Raw genomic sequence first — 16,469 nt, 5'->3', positions numbered from 1 at the left:
CTCATTCGGCCGCGATTGCCGCTTCGCCGACGAGCAGCGCGCGGGTAGCGGCCGTCACGTCGTCCTTGCGCATCAGGCTTTCGCCGACCAGGAAGGTATTGATGCCGGCGGCCTGCAGGCGCTTGCAATCGGCATGGGTGAAGATGCCGCTCTCGCCGACGAGGAGCCGGTCGTCAGGAACCATGGAGGCAAGCGTCTCGCTGACCGTCAGGCCGACTTCGAAAGTCCTGAGGTTGCGGTTGTTGATGCCGATAAGCGGCGAGGACAGCTTCAGCGCACGTTCCATTTCCGACGCGTCGTGAACCTCGACCAGTACATCCATGCCGAGCGAAAAAGATTCGTCCTGCAGACGCTCAGCCTCGTCGTCGGTCAGCGACGCCATGATCAGCAGAATGCAATCGGCGCCCCAGGCTCGGGCCTCATGCACCTGATAGGTCTCGAACATGAAGTCCTTGCGCAAAGCGGGCAGGGCGCAGGCAGCGCGCGCCGCCGTCAAAAATTCCGGTGCACCCTGAAAGCTTGGCGTATCGGTGAGCACGGAAAGGCAGGCTGCGCCGCCGGCTTCGTAGGCCTTGGCCAGCGCCGGCGGATCGAAATCCGGACGAATGAGGCCCTTGGACGGGCTTGCCTTCTTGATCTCGGCGATCAGGCCGAAATGGCCAGCCTCACGCTTGGCCGTGAGGGCCTGATAAAAACCGCGCGGCGCGGACTGCCCCGCCTGCATCGCCTTCAGGTCGGCCAGCGACACTGCCGCCTTGGCGGCGGCGATTTCCTCGCGCTTGTAGAGTTCGATCTTCTTCAGGATATCGCTCATCCGGCAATCCTAATCGATATCGTTGGAAACGGCGATGAGTTTGTCGAGAGCGAGCGCGGTGGCGCCGCTATCGAGCGAATGCGCGGCAAGCTTCATGCCGTCGCGGATCGTTTCGACCTTGCCCGAGATGACGAGCGAGGCGGCCGCATTGGCCAGCGAAACATCGCGGTAGGCGTTTTTCGCGCCGCCGAGAACCTCGCGAAGCGCTGCAGCATTGGCGACACCATCGCCGCCCTTGATATCGGCGAGCACGCAGGGGCTGACTCCAAAGTCGGCGGGCGACAGCTCGAAGCTGCGGATCTTGCCGTCTTCGAGCGCGGCAACCTTGGTGATGCCTGTTGTGGTGATTTCGTCGAGACCGTCGCCGTGGACGACCCAGACGCATTCGGAGCCGAGATCGCGCATGACTTCGGCCAGCGGCACCAGCCATTGCGGCGAGAAGACGCCAAGCAGTTGGCGGCGCACACCGGCCGGATTGGAGAGCGGCCCGAGAAGGTTGAAGATGGTGCGCGTGCCGAGTTCGACGCGGGACGGGCCGACATGGCGCATGGCGGAATGATGAAGCTGGGCGAACATGAAGCCCACGCTGGCCTCGGCGATGCAGCGGGAGATGATCTCGGGACCGACATCGATATTGACGCCAAGGGCCGACAGATTGTCCGCCGCGCCTGATTTCGAGCTCAGCGCCCGATTGCCGTGCTTGGCGACGGGCACACCGGCGCCGGCAACGATCAGCGCCGCCAGCGTCGAAATATTATAGGTGCCGCTGGCGTCGCCGCCGGTGCCGACGATGTCGATCGCATCGGCCGGCGCCTCGACGGTCAGCATTTTCGACCGCATGGTGGTGACGGCGCCGACGATCTCGTCGACGCTTTCGCCGCGCACGCGCAGCGCCATCAGAAAGCCGCCGATCTGCGAGGGCGTTGCCTGGCCCGACATCAGGATGTCGAAGGCGGCACGGGCCTCGTCACGCGTCAGCGGCTCGCGGCTCGCTACCTTGGCCAGGAACGGCTTCAGATCGGTCATAAAACCTCCTAGCGGACCGTCGCCTGTTCGGCGAGCGTCTGGTTGATCGAAGCCCCATACTGCGTCTGTAGCAGGTTGACCATCTGGTCGAGAATATCATCGCCGGCGGCATTGGCCATGGCGGTGAGCTGGGCGTCGCGGTTGTTCAGCACGTCGCTGGTCGGTTGGCTGTTGACCTCGGTGACCTTCATCAGGATCTGTGTCGAGGGATCGGCGCCGACCGCGCTTGCAACCGTATCCACCGGGCCGGAGAAGGCGGCCTTGACGGCGGCGCGTCCGAGAACCGGATCATCGGTGGAGCGGGTGATGCCGCTCTTGCTTTCGACGGCGATGCCGAGCGGCGCCGCAATGTCGGCAAGGGCGGCGCCCTTTTGCGCCTGGGCCTTCAATTCCTCGGCCTTCTTGGCGAGTTCGGCCTTCTGCTGCTCTGCTGTCCAGTCCTCGACGGCTTTCTCGCGCACCTCCGCGATCGGGCGGTCCCGGTCCGGCGTGATTTCGCGGACGTTGAACCAGACATAGCCGTCATTGCCGATCGGAAGCGGCGAGGCATCGACGCCGACCTCGGTCTTGAAGGCTTCGCCGAGCAGCTGCTGCTTGGCGGGAAGATCCTTGACCTCTTTACCGTCCTTGTCGACGCCGGTCGCATCGACGGCGTCGACGGTCACCGCCTTGAGCTTCAGCTGACCGGCGATATCCTCGAGCGTGGAGCCGCCGGCGCGCATGTCCTCGATACGGTCATGAACGTTGATCACTTCCTGAGAAGCGTTGGAAAGCGCCAGCTGCTTGCGGATGTCTTCCTTCACCTCGTCGAAATTTTTGACCGTTTCCGGCTTGATGTTGGTGATGCGCAGAATGACCGGGCCGAACGAGCCGTCGACGACAGGCGTCGTGCCGCCATCCTTCGACACGGCAAAGGCGGCATCGGCGACGGCCTGGTCGGGAACCTTGTCCTTGGTGAACTCGCCGAGGAGCACGTCGCTTGCCGTCTTGCCCTGGTCGGTGAGAAGCTGGTCGAAGCTGGTGCCGCCCTTAAGCGCCGTTTCGGCGGCGGTGGCGAGATCCTTGCTGGCGAAGGTCAGCTGTTCGATCGTCCGGCTTTCCGGCGTGCGATAACTATCCTTGCCCTTCTCGAAAGCTTCGCGGATCTGGTCGTCGGTAACGGTCGCGGCGTCGGCGATATCGGCCGGTTGCAGCTTGAGATAGATGAGCTTGCGGTATTCCGGTGCGCGGTAGCGCTGCTTGACACCTTCGAACCAGCTCGCCAGCACGTCGTCGGCGGGCGCCTTGATCGGCTCGATATTGGCGTTGGTCAGCAAGAGGTAGTCGATGCTGCGGCTTTCGTCGCCATAGAGCTTCAGTGCGTCGATCAGCGTCTTCGGCGCGGTAAAGCCGTTGGAAACGGCATCGACGATCTGGCTGCGGACGGCGACCTTGCTGCGCTCCTTGATGTAATCGTCCTGGCGGATGCCGGCATTGCGCAGGCGCGAAACGAACAACTCGCGATCGAACTGGCCATTGACAGCCTTGAAAGCCGGATCGTCGCCAATCAGCTGGGCGAGACGATCCTCGGACAGGCCGAGGTTCATATCTTCGGCGAGCTGGTCGAGCGAGGCGCCGGCAACGAGCTGTGACAGCACCTGCTGCTCGACACCGAAGGCGCGGGCCTGCTCGGGCGTGAGGCGCATGCCGAACTGCTGGCCGATGCTTGTCACCTGGCGCTGATAGGCAAGCTGGAATTCGGTGACGCCCACCTTCTGATCGCCGACGGTCACGACCGTGGTGCTGCTGCCGCCTGATATCAGCTCACGCGATATGCCCCAGATGCCGAAGGAGGCCACCAGGAGAAGCAGGAGCAGCTTGGCAACCCAGGTCTGAGCAGCTCTTCTCAGAAGATGGAACATGGAAACGCAAACCTCGCAGTATTTATTGACCCGCGCACGGGCAGACATGCGAGTTCCTTAAAACAAAGCCGTGAGGAAATGAAGGGTTGTCACGCGAAAAGCTGCGCATGACCGCGAGGGCGACGCAACGCGTTGACGGCTAACAAAAGATCGGCTCCCGGCGGAACCTTTCGGGCCGCCATTTCGTTGAAGCGGCATCCCATGAAACAGGAGCAGACAATGGCAGATTTGAAAACCGCTTCCGCCGAATCCACCGCTGCGCGCGTCAAGGCGGATCTCGCAGCAGACGATCTGTCGGCGCAGGTCACGGCACTCCGTGAAGATCTGTCCAGACTGACGGACAGTGTGCGATCGCTGGGACAGGGCGCGAAGTCGGTGGTTACGGACGAAGCTTCGCTGATGACGGAACGGCTGCGCGACAAGGTTCGCGAAGAACCGATCATGGCGCTCGCGATAACGGCAGGCGTAGCCTATCTTTTCGGCCTGCTAAGCCGCCGCTGAACATGGAATTCGGGACAGAAAAAGCCGGACGCAAGTCGCGCCCGGCTTTTGGTGATGTCTGCCAGTTATGCCTGGACAATCAGCGGCGAATGGCGCGGCCGATGAAAATCAGAATGCAGGCACCGATGAAGCCGGTGATCAGGTAACCAAGCCATCCGGCCAGCGGCTGAATGTGCAGGAGACCCAGGATCCAGTTGGCGACGATCGCGCCGACGATGCCGAGCAATATGTTCATAAGCACGCCCATATTGCTGCTCATGACCTTTTCTGCCAGCCATCCAGCGATGCCGCCGATGATGATGGCCGCAATCCAGCCCACGCCTGCGTCTTCCATAGTGATCCCTCCTGGTGAAACGACTCGCAAGAATGCACGAAACGAAAGAAAGTTCCACTCCAGGGGGAACTAACCCGGAAAGGCTCTAAGCGCTCAGGGATGCAGCACGGTGACCGGCGTTTCCAACAGGTAAGCGACGAATTGGAACAGCAGGCCGCTTAGCGCAAGAATTGCGAAGCTGAAAGGCATGATCAGGCTTTTGCTTAACATTCTTTCCTCTCCCGTTTTTGAGTAAAGCATAAGGCAAAGTGCAAGTTGCGCAAGATTATTACTAACAATTGGTAAAGTGTTATATTTAAGTAAAATGATAAATTATGGGAACGCTCGCGAAAATGCGGAGATATGAGGAGGAAATACACGGATGACTGGCAGCAGCCTTGCTTCCCGTCCAGAAATTCTACATTTCGGAGAGTTCTAACCGCAGTAATCCGTGCCTCGGCGGAACAGGGAGCCGCCGGATGCACCAATTCGGCGCAGGCGCTGGATTATGTTCGGCCGCCGGCGGATTGATTTTGGCTCGGGCTGCGTCATTTCTCCGGGGGTTCGTTCAATCAGGGAAAACCTCGATGTCAAAAGCTGCAATCGCTATCGCCTGCTGCCTTGGCCTGCTTACGCTTTCCGGCTGCGGCAATACCGCATACGGGCTGAAGAAGGATGGACAAGAGGCGAGCCACGCAATGGATAATGCCACTCATCGGGTGCTTTCATCCGGCGCCAAGAAGTAACGGCGGCTGCCGGCGACACGCAGCAAATCTTGCATGAAAAAAGCCCGCCTGGGGTGAGGCGGGCTTAGCATAACATAACAGAGAGAATGGACGGACGAAAACCGTCCCGACTGATACAGCATTTCCTTAATGGCGCCGCCGTACGTCATTCGACGTAACCGCGACCGAAAGGTTCCGGCAGCGGCGTCAGAACCGGGTCAGAAGTTGCCCCAATTCTGAGCGCGGGCACGGGCGCGAATAATCCGGTATTCGCGACCGCCATAGAGCGAACCGATGGTCAGCAGAAGCGTCAGTACGTCCCAGATGATATGCATGTTATCCTCTTAGGTTGGACGGCTCTGCCGTCGATCGGTGAAGGTACAATAGCAATCTTTCGAACCTGCTTATATGACAAGAAATCGGGATGAGCCGGGAAAGGGGCAGGGCGCTTGCGGCGTCTGATAAGACGTGCGGCGCTGTAGGAGCAGCAACGTGAACAAATCAGCCGGCGCCAGCCCATGACGATTTTCTCCGTCCGACACATTACGTCCTATCGTTACCGCCGAGATGTCGATTTCGGCGAGCATCGCCTGATGTTCCGACCGCGCGACAGTTTCGACCAGCGGCTGATCGAGGCGTCGCTGACGACCTATCCGGAGCAAAGCCATGTGCGCTGGATCCACGATGTTTTCGGCAATTGCGTGGCGCTGGTCGATTTTTTGCGGCCGTCGGCGGAGCTTCGTTTCGAAACCTGGATCACGCTCGATCACACACCTCAACTCGCTCCCGATATCCGCATTGACGAGGCGGCGCTGACCTATCCCTTCTCTTACGACAAGGACGAAATCGCCGATCTCGCGCCAGCGATGCAGCGCCACTATCCCGATCCAGGCGATGAGGTCGGCCGCTGGGCGCGGCGGTTCGTGCGTGTGGGCCACTCGACGGAGACCGGGCACCTGCTGATGACAATGTGTTATGCCATTCGCGAAAGCTTCGTTTATGGGCGGCGCCAGGAACACGGGACGCAGTTGCCGATCGAAACCTTGCAGCTTCGCTCCGGCACCTGCCGGGATTTCGCACTTCTGATGATGGAGGCGGCCCGCACGCTTGGTCTGGCCGCCCGGTTCGTCAGCGGTTATGTCTATGTCCCCGACCGGGACGGCTCCACCGTGCTCGGCGGCGGCTCAACACATGCCTGGTGCCAGGTCTATCTTCCAGGGGCGGGCTGGGCTGAGTTCGATCCGACCAACGGCATCGTCGGCAATCGCGATCTCATCCGTGTGGCCGTTGCCCGCGACCCGCGCCAGGCAATTCCCCTGAGCGGCAGCTATGACGGCGATGGCTCGGATTTCGACAGCATGACGGTGCAGGTCAACGTGACCACGCGGCAGCCATGGATCAGAGAGGGGTAGCGGTCGATTGCCAGGCGGGGATGCTGGATCGGCGCCGAACGACAGCCGCGGTCGGCGGAACCGGGCAGCGCGATCGACGTTCCATACTCACCTCCACCCATGCTGGGAAAAGGGCGAGGAAACCGCAATGAAGATACGCGCCGGATTTCATCTGGGCTATGAATGCATCCAGCCGACACCGATGCTGCTGGTCCTCAACATTCACCCCTCGCGTCGCGCCGATCTTCTAAGCGAGCAGGTCCTGACATTCGATCGGCCGATCGAAGCCTGGGCATATACCGACAGTTTCGGCAACGCCTGCAGCCGGATCGTCGCTCCGCCGGGGCTGACGACGATTTCAACCAGCTTCGAGATCTACGATACGGGACAAGCCGACGTCGTACCCACCGAGGCCGTGCAGCACGCGATCAAGGACTTGCCTGACGAGGTGCTCGTCTTCCTGCTCGGCAGCCGCTACTGCGACACCGACAGGCTCTCGGATTTTGCCTGGGAAACCTTTTCATCGACGCCGCTCGGCTGGGCGCGCGTGCAGGCGATCTGCGATTTTGTGCATAACCACATCACCTTCGACTATCAGAAGGCCGACGTTCTCCGGACCGCTCATGGCGGATTTACCGACAAGAGCGGCGTCTGCCGCGATTTCGCCCATCTCGCTATGGCGCTTTGCCGATGCATGAATATTCCCGCCAGATATTGTACCGGCTATCTTGGCGACATCGGCGTCCCAGCCGATCCCAATCCGATGGATTTCAGCGCCTGGTTCGAGGTCTTTCTCGGCGGCCACTGGCACACGGTCGATGCCCGCCACAACACCCCGCGTATCGGCAGAATTCTGATGGCGACAGGCCGAGATGCCACCGACGTCGCGATGTCAACGGCTTTCGGCCCGGCGACGCTTTCCCGCTTCGAAGTGATCACCGAGGAAGTGCCGTAAGTTGCAGCAAGGGACCACGGGCCGCAGCAGGTAGATCCTACGCCTTCTTCAGGAACTCCGTTTTCAGCACGAGGCCTTTGACCTGCTTGGTGTTGCACTCGATTTCGCCGGGATTGTCGGTGAGGCGAATGCCCTTGACCAGCGTTCCACGCTTCAGCGTCTCCGAGGTGCCCTTGACCTTGAGGTCTTTGATCAGCGTCACCGAATCGCCGTCGTGAAGCTGGCTTCCGTTGCTGTCCTTGACGATGATGTCGTCGGCCATGATGTCCTCGCTTGATGATGCGAGAGGGGAAATCACGACAACAGGGGAGAGTCAATCACCATCCTCCCGTCCGATTCTCGTTCTCCTGCCCCCGATCCGCGGCTGAACAAACCTCACGAACACAGCTGCGCGGCCAGCGATGCGCGGGATCGGGAACATCGGATGTCGCCGTCGCAGGCCCCGAGGCTATTCACTCAGGGAAGCAGATCGCCTTTGCCGTCGCAGCGATGGCGATCGCCGCGGCACTCGCCATCGCGGCCGTGACTTGCCGCCGCGGCCGCTGAAGCAGGGCGCCATCGAGACTGAGACCAAGGTCCGATCTGCCTCGGACTTCATGCCGATACCAAACCCTCGGTCGCTGCAATAGGTTTTCGCGGTGAACGAACTTGCGGAGTTTAGCGGTGACCAAAATCTTCGTTGTGGGGATGATCCTGACGCCGGTTATTTTCTGGGGTTCCATCGGTGCGCTGATATACTCGATGTTGTCGTAAACGGATGTTGCACTTTCGTTCGCGGCCCAGAAGCGGACTTGAGGGGCGCGTTGAACCTGGGTGGTGCCCATCCTCAAAGACATTCCCAGGCCAAGGCTAGATCTGTGGCTTCTTGTGCAGGATCAGGCGGCTCGGACGCCCCTGGCACAGATCGTGAAAGACCAGCTGGTCAGTATCCTGACCGAACTTGCTGATCAGTTCGGGAGCTGAACCCCTCTTCATCGGCTCGGAACAAGCCCGTCAAGCAGGAAGCCCAGACCCTTCCTGAAAACGCCGTCCCAGTCATTGTCCAACAGCAGACGAGCACGCTCGATCGTTGGGTATTCTGCGCTGAGATGAGCAAGGCGCTGCTGTCCGGCGAGCATGTCTTCGTCCGAAAGGTCGAAGTTCGCACGAGTGAGGGTCGCCCCCATCACATAGTTCCAGAGGGACCATATCGCGCCGTTCAAATCCGCCTCGTCGACACCGGCTCTGGATAAGATCCTGCCCAGCAACTCCAGACGGCCGAGGATGTTCGGGCCGAGCGCCCGGCGCGGCAGCAGCGATGCCGACCAGGGATGGCGCAGCATGCTGGCGCGCCAGTCCTCGAGCATGTGAAAGATTGCGCCGCGCCAATCCTCAGCCTCAATGCTTTGCGGCGTCCCGCGATATTCGAGCACCGAGTCGAGCGCCAGATCAAAGACTTGCTCCTTGTTGTCGACGTGCCAATAGAGGCTCATCGCGCCCGCGCCGAGGCGATCGGCCAGGCGACGCATCTTCAATCCGCCGACACCTTCGGCGTCCAGCAGTTCGACTGCGGTCGCCACGATCCGTTCGATCGACAGGGCCGGTTCACTGCCCGTCTCCTCCATGGAGGGAAGTGACCCAGCTGGCCGTTGAGGTCGTTTACCCTGAGAGCCGCCTTTGGCTGCCATGCGTCCTTCCTGATGATTTGAAGGTCGTTTTAAGCCGACAAAGCCACGACGGCGCAGACCCTTGTCCCCGTTCCCAAACTTGCAATCGATCCGATGCTCTTCGAGGTCGAACCCGTCGTCGTTTGAATAGTCGCAGCGATCGATCCGGCTACGGCAAGGCTGCCGGCTTTCTTTCGACCTGAGGATTATCGCTGCAGAAAATTGCGGGGCCGCCGTTTTATGCCGCCGCCTGCACTCGATCTCTTGGGGTACGCCTTAAGGCCTGCAGCATCGGGCGGCTGAACGCCGGGACATGAGAAGTGGAAAATGGCGGAAGAGGTGGGATTCGAACCCACGGTACGGTTTCCCGCACGCCGGTTTTCAAGACCGGTTCCTTAAACCACTCGGACACTCTTCCAAGTATTTGGGAGGCCGGAAGAAATTCCGTTTCGGTCTTTCCGGTGGATCGGTGGTTTCTGCCGATTTGCTGCCCATTCACTCACAGGCCGGCGTTTTAGCAGCTTTGATGGCAGCGTCAACCTGTTCTGCAGAGAAGCGGCTTTGAGAGCCGCTTCTCCCTGGCGCCGTCAGACCAGGACGGTGAAGTTGTCAAATGCGAGCTGCGGAAAGCCCGTCGGCTCGACGTCGGGCTGAATATCGAAGCGGACAAAATCGACCGCTCCCAAGGCTGCCAACGAAATGTGCTGGCCGTCGGCAATGGTGTCACCATAGATTGTCAGCGACATCTCGCTCACCTTGTTGCCACCGATATAACCCTCGAAGGTTACGAGGGCATCGACACCTTCATAGGCGGGGTCGAAATTGGTTGCGACATCGACGCCCTCTATGGTGAAGAGCTTGCCGTCAACACGTTCGAAAAACGGATTGTAGGGATTGGTGACGACGTATTCGTTGCCGCCGGATTCGGCGACGGTCCAAAGATTGCCATCGAGTTTGTCGCCAAACTTGAATCCTGCATAGCCCGAGGCGATGTCAGGCAGGCCGGGATATTCCGTGGGAGCATCCTCGAAATCGAAGGAATACTGTCCTTGCGGAGGAGTGTGGACTCCGATGCTGAGACTGCCGACATCGGTGCCGCCTTTTCCATCGGCGATTTTGAATGAAAAATTCTCGCCGAAGACTCCGCCGGGCTCAAGCGCGCTCGGATCATTGACCGTGTAACTATAGCTGCCGTTGCTCCAAATCGTCAGCGTTCCGTGCTCACCTTCGATGGTAAGATATCCCGGCTCGCCCGCCTTGTTGGGAATTCTCATTCCGTTGACGAACTGAACCTGTAGCCGATCGCCGTCGGAATCCGAGGCGTTATCGAGAAGGTTCCCTTCGATGGCTTCCGCTGGTGCGTAGTCGTGGACCGAGACGTCAGGCACTATTGGTTTGTGATTTGCCATGGCTCGTCTCCTAAAGATGAGCGTGGAAAGGACGCCGGGCTGGGACCCGAACGCTGCAAATAAACTTTCTACTCCACTTTGAGTCAAGCAACAAACTACACGCACTAAGGGAGTGACGGCCGATGCCATCGCCGTAAAGGACATGCAACGAAGAGAGCACGAGCTGATATACTACCCTCGGACGAATGCTTCAGTGTCTCGACCGCGTACTTCTGGGCCTCTGAAAGGCGGCCGACGTTTACCATGTGCTCCGCATCGGCACGCTGATTTCGGGTCTCATCGGGACAGCAGGAGGGCAGGGCAATGGGCTTTGCGTTAGCAATTTGTAAACCATAATCATTAGAATTGTCGCTATCGCTGCGAAATCGTTCGTAAATTTGCCACGAACTCAGCAAGATTAAAGTCTCGTTAGGTGGGTGGGAATAAGGCGTTATTGACCCGAGATGGGGCAAGGTTTCTTAACCATAACGATCTTTGAGCGGCGTGGGACATATGAGATTGGGATACGGGGCGGCGTCTTTCGCAACGGCAGGGCGGTGGCTGGCGATATCGGCGATGTGTGCGACGGTTGCAGCGTGCGGCACCACGCAGGCCGTGCCGAAAAAGAGATCTCACGGCAAGGAATATTTCTCTGAATCCGAATATGGCGTGAAAGCCAGCCCGCGGGTCGCCACCGGCAACAACATCCCGAAGGGCGGCGGCCGCTACATGGTCGGCAATCCTTATGTGGTCAAGGGTAAATGGTATTATCCGAAGGAAGACTTCTCCTATAACAAGGTCGGCATCGCTTCCTGGTATGGTTCGGCCTTTCACGGACGCCTGACGGCGAACGGCGAAGTCTACGACCAGATGCATCTTTCCGCCGCGCATCCGACCTTCCCGCTGCCGAGCTATGCTCGCGTCACCAACGTCGAGAACGGCTCGTCGATCATTGTGCGCGTCAACGATCGCGGTCCCTATCACGAAGGCCGCATCATCGACCTTTCCAACAAGACCGCCGACATGCTGGATCTGCAGCATAGCGGCACAGGCAAGGTGCGTGTGCAATATGTCGGCCGCGCCCGCATGGACGGCCATGACATGCCTTATCTGATGGCCTCTTACGTGCCGAAGGGTAGCCGCATCCCCGGCGTCAATCCGGAAGGGCAGATCGCTACCGGCGTGATGGTCGCCTCCAACAGCCGCAAGATCACCCGCGACCAGTTGCAGAGTGCCGAAGACTACGAGACGCAGCCGGCGAATGTGCCGGTGCCGATGTCGGCGACCTCCTATGCGGGTTCGACGCCGAGCGCGCGCTACAACGCGGCGCCCGGCCTTGCGCCGGGCGCCCATGTTCTGGTGGCGCCCTCGGCTCCTTCCTCCAGGGCCGCGCCGGCCTTCGATCAGATGGTGGTGCTGCCGGAGATCGGTCCCATGCCCTATGAGCGGCCCTATGGCGGCTCTCAGGGCTCTCTTGCGCTCGGCTACCAGAGCGAGGCGGTAAAGACGGTGACGGTCGATCTCGCCTTCGACGCGGTGATGGTGCGCAACGACGGGCTGACCCAGGCTTCCATCCTTGCCTCGGCTAAGCGCCAGCAGGCAAAATCGGCAGCGCGTTGAGCATGGCGATTGCATCGAATTTCGCCGCGCTCTAACCTTCTCAAAACGCCGTTGACCGATGGGAATTGCGATGCTGAGGCCTGTGCTTCGTCTGCTTGCATGCCTGATGCCGCTCGCCGCCAGCGCACATGCCGCCGACGGGGGCACAGCCGGTTTCGCCACCAAAGCGGCGCAGGCCTATATGATCGAGGCCTCCACCGGCACGGTGCTTCTCGCCAAGAATGAGGATCAGAGTTTTTCGCCGGCTTCGCTCGCCAAGCTGATGACGATGGATCTGGTCTTCGACGCAGTGACCAAGGGCCAGATCACGCTCGATACCGAATATCCCGTTTCCGAATATGCCTGGCGCACCGGCGGCGCGCCGTCGAGGACGGCAACGATGTTTGCGGCCCTCAAATCACGCGTGCGCGTCGAGGACCTGATCAAGGGCGTCGCGATCCAGGGCGCTAATGACAGCTGCATCATCATCGCCGAGGGGATGGCCGGAAGCGAGCAGCAATTCGCGCAATCGATGACCCGCCGCGCCCGCGAACTCGGCATGGAGAAAGCGGTGTTCGGCAATTCCACCGGCCTTCCTGACGGCAAGAGCAAAGTGACGGCACGCGAGATGGTGACGCTTGCCGCCGCCCTTCAGCAATCCTATCCCAATCTCTATCCTTATTTCGCGCAGCAGGATTTCGAATGGAACAAGATCTTCCAGCGCAACCGCAATCCGCTGCTCGGACTTGATCTCGGCGCCGACGGGCTTGCGACTGGCTTTGCCGAGGGAGAAGGTTATTCGATCGTCGCGTCGGTTCAGCGCGATGGCCGGCGGCTGTTTCTGGCGCTTGCCGGCATCGCTTCCGACAAGGAGCGGACGGAGGAGGCCAAGCGCGTGCTCGAATGGGGGCTGACTGCCTTCGAGAGCCGTCAGATTTTCACCGAACATGAAGTGATCGGCGCAGCCAGCGTCTATGGCGGCTCGGCGCGCACCGTCGATCTCGTCGCCAAGGCGCCGGTCAGCGTCTATATTCCGATCAGCAACCCTGACCGGCTTTCGGCGCGCATCGTCTATCACTGGCCGCTGACGGCGCCGGTGAAGCCGGATTATCAGGCCGGCACTCTCAGGATTTTCGCCGGCAGCCGGCTGCTCAGGGAAGTGCCGCTCTATACCGCGCAGGCGGTCGGGGAGGGCTCGCTCAGCAGCCGGGCGGTCGACGCTATGCTGGAACTCGGCGAGTCGCTGTTCTTCTCCTGGCTCTGGGACAGGTCCGCCCCCGGCTGAACGCCGGGATGAGGCTCTTGCGCACAGATCTTCTTTTCCTGCGTGCCGTTGCCGCACAGTCATGCCCCAGACTTGAATGCCTGACCTTCTGATACAATTTGCCGGGGAAGGTGATTATGTCGCCGCCGCGAAAGGTTTTCCTTCCCGATGTCTTGGGATAGATAGAAGAGGCGGGGCGCGCGGGCGTGCGGCGTCCGGAATGCGGGAAGTTGTCATTGTCATCCGGTACGGGACTGTTCGTTACGTTTGAAGGCGGGGAAGGCGCGGGGAAATCCACGCAGATCCGCCGCCTCGCCGAAGCGTTGAAAGGCGAAGGGCATGAAGTGCTGGTGACGCGGGAACCGGGCGGATCGCCTGGCGCGGAAGCCGTGCGCCACGTGCTGTTGTCGGGCGCTGCCGAGGCTTTTGGCACGCGGATGGAGGCGATCCTCTTTGCGGCGGCGCGCAATGATCACGTCGAAGAGGTGATCCGGCCCGCCCTTGCCGCCGGCAAGATCGTGCTCTGCGACCGATTCATGGATTCCTCCCGCGTCTATCAGGGGATTACCGGCAATCTCGACCCCGATTTCATCGAGACGCTGCAGCGCATCGCCATCAACGGTGTCGTGCCGGACTGCACCTTGATACTCGACATTCCGGCAAAGGTCGGCCTGGAGCGGGCGCAGAAGCGCAGCGCCGCCGAAGCGCCCGACCGCTTCGAGAAGGAACGGCTCGAAACCCACGAGAAACGGCGCGAAGCCTTTCTCGATATCGCCGCGCGCGAACCGGAGCGTTGCCGTGTGGTCAACGCCATGCAGACGGAAGAGGCGATCGCGGCTGAGATCCTGGCGATCGTCAAGCAGTTGAAGTCGCCTACTGACCGCGCCCGGACGCCGGAAGCCGCCCATTATGAGTGAGGAGAGACCGGGACTGCTCGACGGCGCCATTTGGCCCGCCGAGAACACCAGATTATTTGGGCATGAGGAGGCTGAAGCCTTCCTTGCGCAATCCTACCGATCCGGCAAGGGCCATCACGCAATCCTGATCGAAGGGCCGGAGGGTATCGGCAAGGCGACGCTCGCCTTCCGCTTTGCCAGCCATGTGCTCTCGCACCCCGATCCGAACACGGCGCCGGAGGCGATCGGCGATCCGGATCCTGACTCTGCGGTCAGCCGGCAGATCGTCTCCGGCGCCTCGCACAATCTCTTGCACCTTGCCCGGCCGGTGGACGAAAAAACCGGCAAGGTGAAATCGGCGATCACAGTCGATGAGGTGCGTCGCGCCGGCAAGTTCTTCTCGCAGACGTCAGGCACCGGCAACTGGCGCATCGTCATCATCGACCCTGCCGACGACATGAACCGCAATGCAGCCAACGCCATTCTGAAGATCCTCGAGGAACCGCCGAAGCGGGCGCTGTTTTTGGTGCTCTCGCACGCGCCGGGCCGGCTGCTGCCGACGATTCGCTCGCGCTGCCTGCCGCTGAAACTGTCGCCGCTTTCAGATGAGGCGCTGGTGGCAGCCCTTGGCCACCTCGGGATATCGGGCGAGGGCGGGGCGGTCCTTGCGGCTGCCAAGGGCAGCGTCGGTGAAGCGCTGAAGCTGCTGAACTATGGTGGCGGAGAGATCATCGCGGCCTATGACGAGGTGCTTACCACCGAAGGGCCGGCGGCCCGCAAGGCGATGCACCGGCTGGCCGATGCGCTGTCGGGCAAGGAAAGCGACACGATCTTCGATTTCTTCGTCAGCCATGTCGGCGACGACATCATGAACCGTGCGCGTGCGGCAGCGGGCGATGGGGAAATCGCCACCGCCGAGCGGCTGGCGCGGCTCTATTCCGAAATAACCGAGCGGCTTGCCGTTTCCAGTGCCTATAATCTCGATCGCAAACAGACGGTCATCAGCATTCTCGCCGACATTAAGCAGCCGGGTCGGTAGCGGCGACCAGTCAGCCGGCCAGCAGCTTCCATGCAACGACGGCGAGTGTGACGGCCAGGACGATGCGGATCGTACGTTCATGCAGCTTGGGCGCCAGAAGGCTTCCGATGACGATGCCGGGGATCGAGCCGACAAGCAGGGCAAAGAGCATCGCCCAGTCGATCTCGCCGATCAGCCAGTAGCCGCTACCGCCGATCAGGGTTAGCGGCACTGCGTGGACGATATCGGAACCGACGATCTCACGCACATTCAGCCTGGGATAGAGGGCCAGCAGGATCGTCACGCCGAGCGCTCCGGCGCCGACCGAGGTCAGCGTGACAAGGACGCCGAGGCAGAATCCGAGAATGACGGTGAGGATCAGAATGGTTGTGGGCCGCGGTGGCGTGCGATGGCCGATGGCGCGGCGCGCCAATTCCAGTATGGAACCACGGAAGACCAGCATGATCGCGGTCATGATAAGCAGCCAGCCGAGCGCCACTGTGATGGTATTGGTCACGCCGATGCTTTTCCGATCGACGCCGGCCAGCACCCATAGCATCAGCAGGGCGGCCGGTACGCTACCGGCGGCGAGGCTGCTGACGATCTTCCAGTTGACCCGTCCATGGATGCCGTGAACGGCGGTGCCCGCGGTCTTGGTAATCGCCGCATAGAGGAGATCGGTGCCGACGGCAGTTGCGGGATGGACGCCGAAGAGCAGCACCAGCAAAGGCGTCATCAGCGAACCGCCACCAACGCCGGTGATGCCGACAAGCGCGCCGACGAATAGGCCGGAAAGAGAATAGAGGGGCTCGAATGTCAAGCAAGCGCCTCCAACGGCGCGCGGCCACGACTATTCCGGTAGATGAAAACTGGCAATTCGTTCTGTCCCGCCCTCTTTCTGACGACCGGTAAATTGCGTGCGAAGCTGAGTCAAGCTCGCGACCCCGTGTCCTGGAAATCATGGGCGGCAGCGAAACTTGATGTTTCGCTTGGCGGTGACATGCGCTAAGAGCGGCTGACCATTTTTATAGA

At 60.8% G+C, this 16,469-nt stretch carries 17 protein-coding genes, 1 tRNA gene and 1 pseudogene; 9 read left to right on the top strand and 10 right to left on the bottom strand.

The window, feature by feature from the left end; all coding sequences use genetic code 11:
* Position 1: 1 nt before the first annotated feature.
* The 3 genes from trpC to RHE_RS11115 are packed head-to-tail and all read right to left on the bottom strand — an operon-like array spanning position 2 to position 3,741.
* Entirely contained in the window at positions 2-814 is an 813-nt protein-coding gene (gene trpC / locus RHE_RS11125; RefSeq protein ID WP_011425438.1) for an indole-3-glycerol phosphate synthase TrpC, read from the bottom strand.
* A gap of 9 nt (positions 815-823) precedes the next feature.
* Positions 824-1,840 (bottom strand): anthranilate phosphoribosyltransferase, encoded by a 1,017-nt coding sequence (gene trpD / locus RHE_RS11120; protein WP_011425437.1) that lies wholly within the window; start codon positions 1,838-1,840, stop codon positions 824-826.
* An 8-nt stretch (positions 1,841-1,848) separates the two neighbouring features.
* Positions 1,849-3,741 (bottom strand): peptidylprolyl isomerase, encoded by a 1,893-nt coding sequence (locus tag RHE_RS11115; RefSeq protein WP_042118491.1) that lies wholly within the window; start codon positions 3,739-3,741, stop codon positions 1,849-1,851.
* Between the two features lie 219 nt (positions 3,742-3,960).
* On the opposite strand from RHE_RS11115, the gene RHE_RS11110 reads away from it, so the two are divergent.
* Entirely contained in the window at positions 3,961-4,242 is a 282-nt protein-coding gene (locus RHE_RS11110; RefSeq protein WP_011425435.1) for a DUF883 family protein, read from the top strand.
* 79 nt (positions 4,243-4,321) lie between these two features.
* Here RHE_RS11110 and RHE_RS11105 read toward each other — a convergent pair whose 3' ends face one another.
* Positions 4,322-4,576, bottom strand: coding sequence for a GlsB/YeaQ/YmgE family stress response membrane protein (locus RHE_RS11105; RefSeq protein ID WP_011425434.1), 255 nt, complete (start codon positions 4,574-4,576; stop codon positions 4,322-4,324).
* A 566-nt stretch (positions 4,577-5,142) separates the two neighbouring features.
* Here RHE_RS11105 and RHE_RS11100 point away from each other — a divergent pair.
* The 3 genes from RHE_RS11100 to RHE_RS11090 all read left to right on the top strand — a co-directional run bounded on the left by RHE_RS11100 (position 5,143) and on the right by RHE_RS11090 (position 7,626).
* Positions 5,143-5,301, top strand: coding sequence for a hypothetical protein (locus RHE_RS11100; RefSeq protein ID WP_041678650.1), 159 nt, complete (start codon positions 5,143-5,145; stop codon positions 5,299-5,301).
* Positions 5,302-5,798: 497 nt separating this feature from the next.
* Positions 5,799-6,692: a transglutaminase family protein gene (locus tag RHE_RS11095; protein ID WP_011425432.1), complete on the top strand. Its 894-nt coding sequence runs from the start codon at positions 5,799-5,801 to the stop codon at positions 6,690-6,692.
* A gap of 127 nt (positions 6,693-6,819) precedes the next feature.
* Complete coding sequence (locus RHE_RS11090) at positions 6,820-7,626, top strand: transglutaminase-like domain-containing protein (protein ID WP_011425431.1); 807 nt, start codon at positions 6,820-6,822, stop codon at positions 7,624-7,626.
* Positions 7,627-7,663: 37 nt separating this feature from the next.
* Here RHE_RS11090 and RHE_RS11085 read toward each other — a convergent pair whose 3' ends face one another.
* The 3 genes from RHE_RS11085 to RHE_RS11075 form a co-directional block, all read right to left on the bottom strand.
* Entirely contained in the window at positions 7,664-7,888 is a 225-nt protein-coding gene (locus RHE_RS11085) for an alkylphosphonate utilization protein (protein WP_010035073.1), read from the bottom strand.
* A gap of 190 nt (positions 7,889-8,078) precedes the next feature.
* Positions 8,079-8,450, bottom strand: a complete 372-nt coding sequence (locus RHE_RS11080; protein ID WP_011425430.1) for a hypothetical protein — start codon at positions 8,448-8,450, stop codon at positions 8,079-8,081.
* 147 nt (positions 8,451-8,597) lie between these two features.
* Positions 8,598-9,293: a TetR/AcrR family transcriptional regulator gene (locus RHE_RS11075; RefSeq protein ID WP_011425429.1), complete on the bottom strand. Its 696-nt coding sequence runs from the start codon at positions 9,291-9,293 to the stop codon at positions 8,598-8,600.
* A 42-nt stretch (positions 9,294-9,335) separates the two neighbouring features.
* Here RHE_RS11075 and RHE_RS35085 point away from each other — a divergent pair.
* Positions 9,336-9,419 (top strand): annotated as a pseudogene (locus RHE_RS35085) (RidA family protein); the annotation flags it as partial.
* A gap of 181 nt (positions 9,420-9,600) precedes the next feature.
* Here RHE_RS35085 and RHE_RS11070 read toward each other — a convergent pair.
* Together RHE_RS11070 and RHE_RS11065 are read right to left on the bottom strand one after the other, a co-directional pair.
* Positions 9,601-9,690, bottom strand: a tRNA-Ser gene (locus RHE_RS11070).
* 169 nt (positions 9,691-9,859) lie between these two features.
* The gene (locus tag RHE_RS11065; protein WP_244425734.1) at positions 9,860-10,768 is read right to left on the bottom strand and encodes an Ig-like domain-containing protein; all 909 of its coding nucleotides are present in this window, start codon (positions 10,766-10,768) and stop codon (positions 9,860-9,862) included.
* A 405-nt stretch (positions 10,769-11,173) separates the two neighbouring features.
* Here RHE_RS11065 and RHE_RS11060 point away from each other — a divergent pair, with 405 nt between their 5' ends.
* From RHE_RS11060 to RHE_RS11045, 4 genes are all read left to right on the top strand, one after another.
* Complete coding sequence (locus RHE_RS11060; protein WP_011425427.1) at positions 11,174-12,280, top strand: septal ring lytic transglycosylase RlpA family protein; 1,107 nt, start codon at positions 11,174-11,176, stop codon at positions 12,278-12,280.
* A gap of 70 nt (positions 12,281-12,350) precedes the next feature.
* A complete protein-coding gene (locus RHE_RS11055; RefSeq protein ID WP_041678870.1) occupies positions 12,351-13,544 on the top strand; it encodes a D-alanyl-D-alanine carboxypeptidase family protein in 1,194 nt (397 codons plus the stop codon).
* Between the two features lie 215 nt (positions 13,545-13,759).
* The gene (gene tmk, locus RHE_RS11050; protein ID WP_041678649.1) at positions 13,760-14,440 is read left to right on the top strand and encodes a dTMP kinase; all 681 of its coding nucleotides are present in this window, start codon (positions 13,760-13,762) and stop codon (positions 14,438-14,440) included.
* A complete protein-coding gene (locus RHE_RS11045) occupies positions 14,433-15,458 on the top strand; it encodes a DNA polymerase III subunit delta' (RefSeq protein WP_011425424.1) in 1,026 nt (341 codons plus the stop codon). Before tmk ends, RHE_RS11045 begins: the two co-directional genes overlap by 8 nt.
* 10 nt (positions 15,459-15,468) lie before the next feature.
* On the opposite strand, the gene RHE_RS11040 is transcribed toward RHE_RS11045, so the two are convergent.
* A complete protein-coding gene (locus RHE_RS11040) occupies positions 15,469-16,257 on the bottom strand; it encodes a sulfite exporter TauE/SafE family protein (RefSeq protein WP_011425423.1) in 789 nt (262 codons plus the stop codon).
* Positions 16,258-16,469: the final 212 nt, after the last annotated feature.

It is taken from the genome of Rhizobium etli CFN 42, from assembly GCF_000092045.1.
Taxonomy (GTDB): domain Bacteria; phylum Pseudomonadota; class Alphaproteobacteria; order Rhizobiales; family Rhizobiaceae; genus Rhizobium; species Rhizobium etli.
This window is presented reverse-complemented; position numbering and strand designations above follow the sequence as displayed.